The organism is Sphingobium sp. IP1 (assembly GCF_002708645.1).
GTDB lineage: Bacteria > Pseudomonadota > Alphaproteobacteria > Sphingomonadales > Sphingomonadaceae > Sphingobium > Sphingobium yanoikuyae.
This window is the reverse complement of the sequence record NZ_NOIW01000030.1, coordinates 45376-56217: the sequence shown is the minus strand read 5'-3', so window position 1 is coordinate 56217 and position 10842 is coordinate 45376. Positions and strand designations below refer to the sequence as shown.

The 10842-nt window shown below is 61.0% G+C and carries 15 protein-coding genes and 1 pseudogene; 9 read left to right on the top strand and 7 right to left on the bottom strand.

The window, feature by feature from the left end; all coding sequences use genetic code 11:
• The first annotated feature begins 575 nt into the window (after positions 1 to 575).
• The 9 genes from CG471_RS12800 to CG471_RS12760 all read left to right on the top strand — a co-directional run bounded on the left by CG471_RS12800 (position 576) and on the right by CG471_RS12760 (position 6775).
• Positions 576 to 1328, top strand: a complete 753-nt coding sequence (locus CG471_RS12800; RefSeq protein WP_048939282.1) for a LuxR family transcriptional regulator — start codon at positions 576 to 578, stop codon at positions 1326 to 1328.
• 114 nt (positions 1329 to 1442) lie between these two features.
• Positions 1443 to 2069: an acyl-homoserine-lactone synthase gene (locus CG471_RS12795; protein ID WP_099232089.1), complete on the top strand. Its 627-nt coding sequence runs from the start codon at positions 1443 to 1445 to the stop codon at positions 2067 to 2069.
• Complete coding sequence (locus CG471_RS12790) at positions 2066 to 2938, top strand: phytanoyl-CoA dioxygenase family protein (RefSeq protein WP_004209632.1); 873 nt, start codon at positions 2066 to 2068, stop codon at positions 2936 to 2938. The genes CG471_RS12795 and CG471_RS12790 overlap by 4 nt, the downstream gene beginning before the upstream one ends.
• Complete coding sequence (locus CG471_RS12785) at positions 2935 to 3534, top strand: GntR family transcriptional regulator (RefSeq protein WP_004209633.1); 600 nt, start codon at positions 2935 to 2937, stop codon at positions 3532 to 3534. Before CG471_RS12790 ends, CG471_RS12785 begins: the two co-directional genes overlap by 4 nt.
• A gap of 161 nt (positions 3535 to 3695) precedes the next feature.
• Positions 3696 to 4265 carry a helix-turn-helix transcriptional regulator gene (locus tag CG471_RS12780; protein WP_004209634.1) on the top strand — a complete coding sequence of 190 codons (570 nt, stop codon included), beginning with the start codon at positions 3696 to 3698 and terminating at the stop codon, positions 4263 to 4265.
• A 60-nt stretch (positions 4266 to 4325) separates the two neighbouring features.
• The gene (locus CG471_RS12775) at positions 4326 to 4688 is read left to right on the top strand and encodes a hypothetical protein (RefSeq protein WP_004209635.1); all 363 of its coding nucleotides are present in this window, start codon (positions 4326 to 4328) and stop codon (positions 4686 to 4688) included.
• Between the two features lie 49 nt (positions 4689 to 4737).
• Positions 4738 to 5199, top strand: a complete 462-nt coding sequence (locus CG471_RS12770) for a hypothetical protein (protein WP_004209636.1) — start codon at positions 4738 to 4740, stop codon at positions 5197 to 5199.
• Positions 5200 to 5287: 88 nt separating this feature from the next.
• Complete coding sequence (locus tag CG471_RS12765) at positions 5288 to 5776, top strand: MarR family winged helix-turn-helix transcriptional regulator (protein WP_037490798.1); 489 nt, start codon at positions 5288 to 5290, stop codon at positions 5774 to 5776.
• Between the two features lie 54 nt (positions 5777 to 5830).
• The gene (locus CG471_RS12760; protein WP_099232090.1) at positions 5831 to 6775 is read left to right on the top strand and encodes a HEPN domain-containing protein; all 945 of its coding nucleotides are present in this window, start codon (positions 5831 to 5833) and stop codon (positions 6773 to 6775) included.
• Here the strand turns inward: CG471_RS12760 and CG471_RS30660 are convergent, their stop codons facing one another.
• The 7 genes and pseudogenes from CG471_RS30660 to folE all read right to left on the bottom strand — a co-directional run bounded on the left by CG471_RS30660 (position 6776) and on the right by folE (position 10806).
• Complete coding sequence (locus tag CG471_RS30660; protein ID WP_004209640.1) at positions 6776 to 6943, bottom strand: DUF6771 family protein; 168 nt, start codon at positions 6941 to 6943, stop codon at positions 6776 to 6778.
• A 355-nt stretch (positions 6944 to 7298) separates the two neighbouring features.
• Positions 7299 to 7700: a hydroxyisourate hydrolase gene (uraH, locus tag CG471_RS12755; protein ID WP_004209641.1), complete on the bottom strand. Its 402-nt coding sequence runs from the start codon at positions 7698 to 7700 to the stop codon at positions 7299 to 7301.
• A gap of 126 nt (positions 7701 to 7826) precedes the next feature.
• The gene (locus tag CG471_RS12750) at positions 7827 to 8366 is read right to left on the bottom strand and encodes a lipocalin family protein (RefSeq protein WP_080993714.1); all 540 of its coding nucleotides are present in this window, start codon (positions 8364 to 8366) and stop codon (positions 7827 to 7829) included.
• 91 nt (positions 8367 to 8457) lie between these two features.
• Entirely contained in the window at positions 8458 to 9216 is a 759-nt protein-coding gene (locus CG471_RS12745) for an SDR family NAD(P)-dependent oxidoreductase (RefSeq protein WP_004209644.1), read from the bottom strand.
• The gene (locus CG471_RS12740; RefSeq protein WP_048939285.1) at positions 9213 to 9896 is read right to left on the bottom strand and encodes an NAD(P)/FAD-dependent oxidoreductase; all 684 of its coding nucleotides are present in this window, start codon (positions 9894 to 9896) and stop codon (positions 9213 to 9215) included. Before CG471_RS12740 ends, CG471_RS12745 begins: the two co-directional genes overlap by 4 nt.
• An 87-nt stretch (positions 9897 to 9983) precedes the next feature.
• Positions 9984 to 10172: pseudogene (locus CG471_RS31785) on the bottom strand (NAD(P)-binding protein); the annotation flags it as partial.
• Between the two features lies 1 nt (position 10173).
• On the bottom strand, positions 10174 to 10806 hold the full coding sequence (folE, locus tag CG471_RS12735) for a GTP cyclohydrolase I FolE (RefSeq protein ID WP_004209646.1): 633 nt from the start codon (positions 10804 to 10806) through the stop codon (positions 10174 to 10176).
• Between the last annotated feature and the right edge of the window lie 36 nt (positions 10807 to 10842).

Here is a 10842-nt window from a genome sequence, read left to right as displayed (position 1 = left end):
CCCTAATTCCCGCCCTGCCGGTGGTTTGGGCGGGAATTAGGGGGGGCGGCAGGGTGCGAGCGGAAAGGCGCGCTCGAGCGGGCGTCGGCACCGTCAGGGCGCAATGGCAATGGAGCAGCTGCGCAGCAGGTTGCCACCGGTCGCGACGCGCCTAGCAGGGAGCGCCGGCCACTCCCGATTTTGAGAGGAAGCGGCCAGACCTACGCCGCCGCGCAGGCGCGGCGTCCGCAGCCCCCTTTCCTTGCCACCGGGATCGTGACCGCGAGGCATGAGATCATGAGGGTCTGGCTCGAGATCGGGAAAGCGAAATGAAGCTTGGCCGGCGATGGCCAAGCCGCCATCGATCGCCTGTCACATCATTGTCACAAAGCATCTTGAAACCGGCGGTCATTCGGGCAGAGTTGCGCCACGGACCAGGAGAGTCCTCCCGCTTCGGGAACAGAGGTTGCAGCCAAAGGCAGACAGAAACGCTCGCGGCGCGGCGTGAGGGACGTCGCCAACGGCCCGAGCCAGGAAAAGGGCGCCTTCATGACGTAACGGGTTGGGCCCGTCGGCATGGGCGCAGATCCCAAGTCATGAATCAGGAACAGATAGAGTCGCTCAGCAAGACCATTCTTCGTGCCCTGTCCGCAGACGCCCTTCATGAGGCGATGGACAGGATCGCCATAGCGCTAGGGTTTGACCGCTTTGCCCTCAGCGTCGACGTCGGCCTTGGCGGACATTCGGGCACATCAATGCTTGTGCACAGCTACCCGGCCAGCTGGGCGGATATCTATATCGGCTTCAACCTCGCCCAGACCGATCCGGTCCGAAGAGCCGGCGAAAGCAGTTTGTCGGGCTTTCGATGGCGCGAAATCGAACATCTCATACCGATTACGCCGATCGAGCGGGTCACCTTCGAGACCGGGCGCAAACATGGCATGGTCGACGGCTTCACCGTCCCGCGTCACCTGCCCGGTACGGTCACAGGCAGTTGCACCTTCGTCACCGCCACAGAACGCCCGCTCCCTGAGAGGATGCTCATCATCGCTGACATATTGGGCGCCATTGCCATCGCCCAGGCGAGCCGGTTGTCGGGGTGGCGGCGCCCCATCAAGAAACCGCGCCTCACCGACCGGCAACGCGACTGCGTGCTCTGGGCGGCGCGGGGCAAGACCAACTGGGAGATCGGTCGGATATTGGGCATCAGCAAGGAGACGGTGATCCAGCATCTTAAGGAAGCGCGCGACCGCTATGATACGAGCAACCGCGCCTCGCTCATCCTTTATGCCCTGTTCGACGGGCTGATCAGCTTTTCCGACATATTCCGCTGGCGCGAGCGGGTCTGATCGACCGCACCGCCGCGCGATGCGCGCGGCGGTGCCATCCCCCTTTCTGGGTATAGGCGGGGTCGGGCTGCGATGATGTCATGCGTGCATGTTCAATCATGACAGGAACAGCACATGGCTTCCCCGATCATCCGGGACCCGCATATCGACGAGGATATGGTGCTCCGCGCCATGTTCGAAGCGCGCAAGCGGGTCTTCATCGACCTGCTCAAATGGGATCTTCCGGTGCTGGCCGACCGCTATGAGGTTGACCATTTCGACACGCCAGACGCGCAATATCTGGTGCTGACCGATACGGAATTGCATCATCGCGCCTCAACACGGCTGCTGCAGACAAACCGGCCCCATATCCTCGCGGACATCTTCCCGCATCTGTGCGCTGGTCCGGTCCCGACCGGCGACCATGTCCGGGAGATCACCCGTTTCTGCCTTGATCGCGACCTCAGGGCCGCTGAGCGGCTTGACGCGCGCAACCAGCTCGTGATCGCGCTTGTCGATCATGCCCTGGCCAATGGCATCGGCTCCTACACCGGCGTCGCCGAGCGCTCGTGGTTCGCGCAGGTCGCGACATTCGGCTGGCGATGCGAAGCGCTGGGCCAGCCGGTTCGGCATAGAGATCAGTTCCTCATCGCCCTGCACATCCATATCGATGCAAGCACGCCGTCCATGCTTGAACGGGCGGGGATCCATGCCTCGCTTCAATATCAGCTGAGCGCCCCACGCCATGGGAGGCGCGCATGATGCGCCTACAGGCTTGGGACATCAGCATGCGGGAGACGCTGCTGCGAGACGGCTACTGCGTCATCGAGGATGCGCTGCCGCCAGACGTCATCCATGCGCTCAATGCAGATCTTGAACCCAGTTTCGCCGCCACCCCGCTCTGCCAGGGACGCTTCTATGGCGAGAGGACCAGGCGCTTTGGCGGCCTGCTCAAGCGCTCGCGCGACGCGCAGGCGCTCGTCCTCAACCCGGTCATCATGGACCTGGTCGAGGCCGTGCTGAAGCCCGCCTGCGACCGGATCCAGCTCAATGTCATGCAGGCGATCGAGATACTGCCCGGCCCAGCCCAGCAATTGCCGCATCGCGATCATAGCATGTGGCAGGGTGCCAAGGGGGCGCATGAATATCTTGTCAATGTGATCTGGCCGCTCGATGCCTTCTCCCGCGAAAATGTTGCGACACTTGTCTACCCCGGCAGCCATGGCGAAGCCGGCATGGCCAGGGCTGGACAGGAGGAACCCATCGTCGCCCAATGCCCGGCGGGCAGCGCGATCTGCTTTCTTGGCTCGACGGCCCATGGTGCAGGCGCCAATATCAGCCAGAGCGCCAGGCGTGCCATCGTGGTCGGATACTGCCTTGGTTGGCTCAAGCCCTATGAGAATCATTGGCTCGCCTATCCGCCTGCAGTGGCCAGACATTTCAGTCCCGAACTTGCGGCGCTGGTCGGCTATGCCCAGCATCGCCCCAATCTGGGCAATTATGAAGGTCAGTGCCCGTCGATCCTGCTCGGTGACAATCTGCCCGACCATGTCGGTGCGATCGATGCGCTGCGGCCCGATCAGGAGGCGCTGCTGGCCGCGTATTTGGAAAGCGCTGGAGAAAAGGCATGAGCCCGGCCCATGTGCTCGAGCCCACCTATGATGCGCTGCGCCGGCGGCTGATTGCCGGTGCCTGGCCGTCGGGCTTTCGCCTCGAGGCGACCAAGCTGGCGATGGAGCTGGGCGTCAGCATCACCCCTGTGCGCGACAGTCTCAGTCGCCTTTCGGGCGAGCGGCTGGTCCAGGCCACGGCAGGGATCGGCTTCCATGTGCCCCGTCTCGATGCCGCCGATATCAGCCAGTTGCTCGACTGGCACCAGATGCTGCTCGGCATCGCGGTGCAGCGGCTCGAAACCAACCAGGCCGCGCTGACCATTCCCCATGGCCATAATGGCATCGCGGATCATAGCGCGATCCTGTTCGGTTCGATCGGCATGGCGGCCGGCAATGGCGAACTGGACCGGGCGGTCGCCAATGCGGCGGCGCGGCTTGGCCCCTATCGCCGTATGGAAACCGAATTGCTGGCCGACGCCCCAGCCGAAATCGAGCGGATCGACCAATTTGCGCACGCCGGGAGATGGCAGGCGCTCAAGGCGCTCCTGGAGCATTATCATGAACGCCGGCGCGCGATCGCGTCGCAATTGGCCCAGGCGGTTCGCGACAGCTGATTGCGCGCAATCGACGGGGCCAAGGTCAAGGCCGGCACGATCATCCTCGCGTTTCCAATCCCGGCCCCGATCATCGCTGAAAAAGCGTTTGGAATTGCAACGCAATATCGCCTGAGGGAAGATGCCCCCACCCCGAAGGCCGAGAGGTTCCAGACGCACGCATGACCGAGACGCAATTTGATCGGCTGACGCCTCGCGAGTGCCAATGCCTGCTGATGGTGCGCGATCTCAAAAGTTCGGAGGATATTGCCCGCGCCCTCAATATCAGGCCCGGCACCGTCAACACCTATATCCGCGACGCGGTCGTCAAGCTGGGCGCGCGCGACCGCCGGCATGCGGCCCTGCTCTATGCCGAGCATCTGGCCCGGATCGTGCCGCCATCTACCACTAGCGCCCCCGAGAAAATAGGGGGCGATTTGATAGGTCTAGCCGATCAGGCCGATCCTGCAGCAGCTGTGCCACACGCCCAGAACGCCATCGATCGGTCCAGGCCGGAGGATGGTCTTGAGGGCGAGAGGCGGTCCGTCACCCCGCCTCGCGGGCAGGTCAATCTCGGCCTGCTCGTGCGGGAAATTCTCGATGGAACGAGACCGGACGGGATGACGCTGGTTACGCGGTCGCTTCTCACTCTGGCGGTCGCGATCGCGATCGGCTTCTGCTTCTTCGCGATCAGCGCTGGCCTAGGCATGCTATTCAGCATTGCCGATTTTCTCCGCCGCCTCTCCCACTGAGCCTTCCCCACACCGGCATCACAGCAGGTGCGCCACGATACTGGCGCGAGGAGAATGCGCATGTCCAAGCCGACCGACCATCCGCTCCATAGCGGCATCATGACCGTCGCTGCGGCAATCCAGCTGGCCGAGAAGTCTGCCGACAGCGGCATCGTCTCGACGGCCGAGCTCATCATCGCAACGATCAGGGTCCAGGAAGATCAGGGTCTTCCGCCCGGTATTGCCGAACCGGCGCTCGCCAAGCTGCGGCGCGCGATCGATGCCCATATGGAAAGCCGAACAGCGATCGTGGAAGCCCATGCCGAATATGGCCGGATCGCCAAGCGCTTCGGGGCCACGCCAGAAAGCTTCGGTCCGACCTGGCCCTGCCAGCAGGCCAAAGCGCCCTCTGCGCCTGTCGCCACGCTTGCAGCCGCCGCCTGAGCCCGATTTGCAAATGAGGGAAGGCCAGCCTTAATGTGGACAAGCGACCATGATCCTGCTGGCCTTCCTCATCCTTTCGGCAATCTGCTGCAGCTATGCCCTGGTGCGGGGCGGCAGCCCCGAGCGGCTGACCGCAGGAGTTTTTCTTGCAGGCACCTTCGCCTCGATCATGATTTCCATCCATGCGCCTCCCCCGCCAGAGGGCTTCCAATCGGCGATCTTCCTGGTCGATCTCGCCATGCTGATCGCGCTGGGGGCGATCATGCTGTTCGCGCGCCGCTACTGGCCGATGGCGATCACGGCCTGTCAGCTGCTGGCGGTGATGGGCCATGTCATCCGGTTGCTCGATCCGCAGATCGTTCCTGTCCTCTACTGGATCAGCACCGCCTTCTGGGCCGTGCCGCAGATGCTTTTCCTGGCGGCTGCCACCGCGCGGCATCGCAGTCGGCTCCGCCGCCATGGCGTCGACCCGGCCTGGTCGCGCCGGCCTGCCGCCGACCACGCCGGGTAAAAGGCACAAGCCCAGCGCAGCGGCATGTCGGGCCAAGAGCCGGACTTATCCACAGGTCAGACCTGCGTCATGCCGGAAACAAGGCGAGATGACCGATCAACCGCGCAAGGCGCTCCGACCTGGCAACATGGCGGCGCCAGGAAAGCCTGCCAGGATGCTAGCCGGCACCAAACGGCGGCGCGTGCCCCGAGCCCCTACTCCTTTGGAGGACGAGATGGGTGCAAGATTCATCCGATCGATCGGCGAGATGCGCCGTCGCCGCGCTGATCATGCCGCGCTTGTCCAATCGGCTGAACCGGCATGGGATATCATGCTCGACATCTATGCCTGCGCCCTTGAACGGATCGACCTCTCTGTCACGGCGGTAGGAATTGCCGCAGGGATTGCGCCGGCAACCGCGCAGAGATGGATCAAGAAGCTGGCAGCGCTCGGCGTCATTGAAAGGCTTGCCGATCCCCGTGATCGCCGCCGCAAGCTGGTGAGACTATCCCCGGCAGCGCTGGCGGCCATGCACCATTGGCAAACTGAAGCGCGCGCGATCTTGGAACAGATCGTACGTCGTGAAGAGCCATCGTGACGAACGGCCGGCCCCTCATTGCAGCCGCCCTGCGGACTAAGCTAGGATAGGATGATGCGGACCGATCTGGATCATTTGCCCGGCGACAAACAGCGCGAGCTCGAACGGGTCGTGCGGATCATCTTCGAGGAATTCGAGGATGCGCTGGCGCTCGCCAACCATGGCTGGAAGAAGCGCGGCCGGATCGAGAAGATCATTCTCTATGGCAGCTATGCCAGGGGCGGATGGGTCGACGAACCGCACACCGCCAAGGGCTATCAGTCCGACTATGACATTCTCATCATCGTCAATGACAAGCGGCTGACCGAGCGGGTCGACTATTGGCTCAAGCTCGAGGACCGCTTCAATCGCGAACTGGCGATCACCCACGCGATCCGTACCCCGGTCAATTTCATTGTCCATACGCTGCAGGAGGTGAATGACGGTCTGGCCCATGGCCGCTATTTCTTCATGGACGTGCGCGAAGACGGCATCGCGCTCTATCAGGTCGAAGACAGCGAGCTCCATGTTCCCAAGCCAAAGACGCCCGACCAGGCGCTTGCCATGGCACAGGAATATTTCGAGGAGTGGTTTCCTACGGCAAACCATTTCCACGCGTCCGCTTTGCATTCCGCGTCGCAAGGTTGGCTAAAAAAAGCGGCATTTGACATGCATCAGGCCACTGAACGGCTCTATCACTGCGTGCTGCTCGTCACGACCTTCTACACGCCCCATGTCCATAATATCGGATTCCTGCGCACACGGGCGGAGCGGCTGGATCGCCGGCTGGTCGATGTCTGGCCGCGCGAGCGGCGCATCGATCAGGCACGCTGGGAAAAGCTCAAAGAGGCTTATGTGAAGGCCCGCTATTCCAAGCATTACAAGATCAGCGAAGCGGAACTCAGCTGGCTTGGCAGACAGGTCGAGGATCTGGGCTGTGTGGTGCATGAAGTCTGCGCCGAACGGATAGCCGAGTTGAAGCGGACTGCCGGCGTTCTCGCCCGAACATCCAGGACCTGATCATTCGGGCAGTTCGCCCTGCTTGCGGATGGCGTCGGCAATGATCATGGCGAGCGACTCCTCCGCACGGACACGGGCGCCTAAATCCTTCGATGTCAGATCCTGCCGGATCCAGATCGGGGCGCGTTTGATCACGGCGAGAATGGCGGCCTGTACGAATTCACTCATATGCGCGCCTATGCCGGGCCTTGGCTATCGAGGCAACGCATCGGTCTCACACATCCGTGGGGCGCGGCGATGCGGGTGCAAAAAACATGATCCACTATAGTGAGTGGGCCGCCGCCGGACACGGATACCGCGCTTCTTGCCTTTGCTATCCCCGATGTCTCGACGTCATGTCCCTGCAGCGGAAAGAAGATTGCACTCAATATGCGCCGATTGGCTGTCCTTTGCGCTAGCCAATTGGCGACTGAGAGAAAGCGCAGGCCGATAGGTACTGGCTCTCAAACCCTCAGCTGCACATCATCGACGGTTTGGCCAACTGGCTTCGACCGCGGATCTCAAGAGCTTCGCTCCCTGCACATTAGTTGCCCCGGTAAGTCGAGTATCCATAAGGGCTGACTACCACCGGGACATGATAATGGCCCTCTTTGTCGGCAACGCGGAAGGTCAGGACAATTTCAGGAAAGAAGGGATTTGCAGACGCATCGGGATATTTCGACATATCGAATTCAAGGCGGTAGACGCCCGTGTCGAACAGGCCGCCATCGTCGAAGCTACGAACACGACCATTGGCATCCGTCGTTGATTTGGCCACTTGCTGCCAGACGCCATCCGCCGAGCGCTTGGACAGTGCAACAGGCACGCCCTTGCCGCCGGTGCCACGTGCAAGGTCGAGCACATGCGTGGAAATTTCAGCGGCGGTGGCCGGGAAGACGCTGCACCCATAGATTGAGGCGAATACGGCCAAGGTAGCTAGTTTCATGGTGACCTCCCCGAAAAGCGATGCTCTTTTCCAAAATACGTCCATTTGGCTCACGTCCTCCCGCCCGATGCTCAAAGCGGGCTGAGTGCGTCCAGTTCCCGCTATGAGAAATGTCGAAACGCGCCATCATTGGCGGGTGATGCGTACCAGATTCCAGTCATATCCCAACCGTTTGACGCGCTCGGCAAGCTCGGTTTTCATCTGGTCCGAAGGATGTTGGTCACGGGTCAGTACCCACAGATAGCGGCCGCTGGGTTCTCCGACGATAGACCAGCTATAGTCATCGCCATGATCCAGCACCCAATAGTTGCCATAGAATGGGCCGAAGAATGATACCTTGAGCTTGGCGTTGCCGCTACCCTCGACCAGCTTGGCCTTGCCGACCGATTCCTTCCATTTCGATCCCCGGCGTCCACGGTTGACGACCCGGACGGTGCCGTCCGGATTCATCACATAGTTGGCTGTGACGCCGTCCATGTCCTTCTGAAAAGGTGCCTCATATCTGAATTGCTCGAACCAGAGCCCCATATACTGTGCGAGGTCGACGGCTTTGGCGGGGGCGGGTACATTAACGTTACCAACTGGTCCGGGCCGCTGGATGAGCGCGCATGCGCCTAGTAGAGTCGTGGCAGCCAGCAGGCTGCCGATAATCAATTTTCTATGCATCTTGCTTTCACGATATGTTGGAATTTGCCTGCTATACGCACCGAATGTTGGATGTTTCCGTGAAGGAGGGAGACGCGCCGCTCGTACCACTTTAGTCTGGCAGCCGGACTCCGTTCCACGCGAACAGCCCGCCACTGTCTTGCGGTGTAAGCCCATCGAGCACATCGAGCAGCCGCTCCGCAGCATATTCCGGCGTGAAGATTTTTCCGGTCGAAATGCGGGCGGTGAAGGGAGCGGAAAGGGCGCTCCTTACGGTGCCGGGATGGAGGGCAGCGGCGATGGCCTGGGGATGTGTCCGCCCCATCTCGATCGCGAAATTTCGGATCATCATGTTCAGTGCTGCCTTGCTTGCCCGATAGGCATGCCAACCGCCAAGCCGGTTATCGCCGATCGACCCGACCTTTGCTGAGAGCACAGCGAAGATGGCGCGTCGATCTTTCGCAAGCCGTGGCAGGACATGTTTGGCGATGAGAGCGGGGCCGATAGCATTTATCAAATAGCTTCGTGCGAGTGCTTTGGCGTCCAGGGCACGCATCGTCTTTTCCGGAGCGATTGCCGCCACCTGATCGTGCAACATGCCGGTGCAGACAAATATCAGGTCGAGCGAGCTTGGCAGAGTTGCTGCTGCCGCGGCAATCGACGCCTCATTCTCCAGGTCGAAGCTGAAGGGCACGCAGTCCGGGGCCGGGACAGATCGACCTTTTCGCGAGCCGGTGTGGACCGAACTGAACCGTCCACCTTGCGCGAGACGGAGCGCAATGGCCTGGCCGATCGCGCCACTCGCGCCGAATATCGCCGCCGTTGCGGGTCGGGCCAGATATTTGCCTGTCTCATTTTGCAAAGCAGTCATCGTGCGACGGCTCCATTGACGCTAGCGTCGATCGGTTGCGACAGCATTGTGTCAGCAAGCAGGACGCCCGAAAGCCATGCGCCCTCGACCGTCGGTGAATGACACCAGTCTCCGCAGGCACCCAAGCCTATGCCAGGATTCCAGATGATCCTGCTCGACTGCGCATAGGGCTGCGAGAACCGCCAGCGATGGGCCTTCAAAAATGTGGGGGCAGGGAGCCTGATCTGGAAAAGTCGCGCAAAGGCGTCGAGAAGATACGCGGCAGCCTCAGGCGGCGACCATTCCAGATGATCCTGGGACCAGTGGCTGTTGGCGTGCAATATCCAACATTCACCATCACCCCTTTCAGGTTTGGACCTGTTGCATGCAACCATCGAGAAAATATCGACGTTGGTAGCGAACGGCGTTGGTACATCCAGTTGATGCGGAAATTCGACCATAACCGCCCAGCAAGGTGAGGACCTGACAGACGCGGCCTCGCGCGCAGCTTCGAGATCGTGAAGAGACAGCAGTGGTGCCGCCTGCTCAGCCGGAACGGCGATCACCACCGTGTCGAATGGACCTACGCAATCTCCCTCTGCCTGGATCATCCAACTTGAATCTTCCCTGACAAGAGATTGAACCCGGAACTCAAAATGGACGTCAAAACGCCGGCTTTGCTCGCGAACCAAGGTGGCCATTGCGGGCACCCCTACCATCGCATTCCCTGGGCCGTCGCTCCAACGCGCAACCCAGCCAGCCTTTCGCCAACGCCCGACTTCAGTTCGGAATCTGGGATCCCTTGCCGTGAACCAAGGCGCTCCCAAATCCCATGATGATGATCCAATTGCGACCGTTGTGAGCCTGCCACCGGGACGATGCCCCTTGTCGACGAGCATGATTTCACCGCAATGACGCAGCCGTCCTGCGCAGGCCAATCCTGCAATGCCAGCCCCGATGATGCCAATGCGAGGCATTTTATTGAGACTGCATGAGTGTCATGATCTCCCTACGGCTTGTGGGATCATCGCGGAAGCAGCCGAGCATCTTGCTGGTCATCATCGTTACGCCATGGGTACGTACACCGCGGCCGGTCATGCAACCATGACTTGCCTTGATGATGACAGCGACCCCATGGGGCTTGAGATTGTTCCAGATACAGTCCGCAATTTGAGCGGTAAGGCGCTCCTGGACCTGGAGGCGCCGGGCATATCCGTTCAGAACACGGGCCAACTTGGATATGCCCACGACCCTGTCCTTGGGAAGGTAGGCTATCGAGGCGGTTCCCGTGATTGGCGCAAGATGATGCTCACAGTGGGACTGGAAAGGGATGTCACGCAAGAGGACTATTTCATCATATCCTCCTACCTCATCGAACGTGCGAGAAAGATAGGTGGCTGGATCGATCTCATATCCGTTGCAATATTCTTTCCATGCACGCGTCACGCGCGCAGGCGTATCTCGAAGGCCTTCACGATCAGGATCGTCGCCCGTCCATCGCAGAAGCGTTCGGATAGCATGGTGAACTTCTTGGGGAGCTGAGAGAGGCTCTGGACCGCTTTTCGAGCTATCCTCATCGATAGGGACGAACCCGGCAGTAACGAAATTCATGACAGCTCTCGAATATCTGGCCGCCTGCCCCTTGCA

Coding starts and splice junctions, on each gene's coding strand:
- CG471_RS12800 (WP_048939282.1), top strand. CDS start 576: ATGAATCAGGAACAGATAGAGTCGCTCAGCAAGACCATTCTTCGTGCC.
- CG471_RS12795 (WP_099232089.1), top strand. CDS start 1,443: ATGGCTTCCCCGATCATCCGGGACCCGCATATCGACGAGGATATGGTG.
- CG471_RS12790 (WP_004209632.1), top strand. CDS start 2,066: ATGATGCGCCTACAGGCTTGGGACATCAGCATGCGGGAGACGCTGCTG.
- CG471_RS12785 (WP_004209633.1), top strand. CDS start 2,935: ATGAGCCCGGCCCATGTGCTCGAGCCCACCTATGATGCGCTGCGCCGG.
- CG471_RS12780 (WP_004209634.1), top strand. CDS start 3,696: ATGACCGAGACGCAATTTGATCGGCTGACGCCTCGCGAGTGCCAATGC.
- CG471_RS12775 (WP_004209635.1), top strand. CDS start 4,326: ATGTCCAAGCCGACCGACCATCCGCTCCATAGCGGCATCATGACCGTC.
- CG471_RS12770 (WP_004209636.1), top strand. CDS start 4,738: ATGATCCTGCTGGCCTTCCTCATCCTTTCGGCAATCTGCTGCAGCTAT.
- CG471_RS12765 (WP_037490798.1), top strand. CDS start 5,288: ATGACCGATCAACCGCGCAAGGCGCTCCGACCTGGCAACATGGCGGCG.
- CG471_RS12760 (WP_099232090.1), top strand. CDS start 5,831: ATGCGGACCGATCTGGATCATTTGCCCGGCGACAAACAGCGCGAGCTC.
- CG471_RS30660 (WP_004209640.1), bottom strand. CDS start 6,943: ATGAGTGAATTCGTACAGGCCGCCATTCTCGCCGTGATCAAACGCGCC.
- uraH (WP_004209641.1), bottom strand. CDS start 7,700: ATGAAACTAGCTACCTTGGCCGTATTCGCCTCAATCTATGGGTGCAGC.
- CG471_RS12750 (WP_080993714.1), bottom strand. CDS start 8,366: ATGCATAGAAAATTGATTATCGGCAGCCTGCTGGCTGCCACGACTCTA.
- CG471_RS12745 (WP_004209644.1), bottom strand. CDS start 9,216: ATGACTGCTTTGCAAAATGAGACAGGCAAATATCTGGCCCGACCCGCA.
- CG471_RS12740 (WP_048939285.1), bottom strand. CDS start 9,896: ATGGCCACCTTGGTTCGCGAGCAAAGCCGGCGTTTTGACGTCCATTTT.
- folE (WP_004209646.1), bottom strand. CDS start 10,806: ATGAATTTCGTTACTGCCGGGTTCGTCCCTATCGATGAGGATAGCTCG.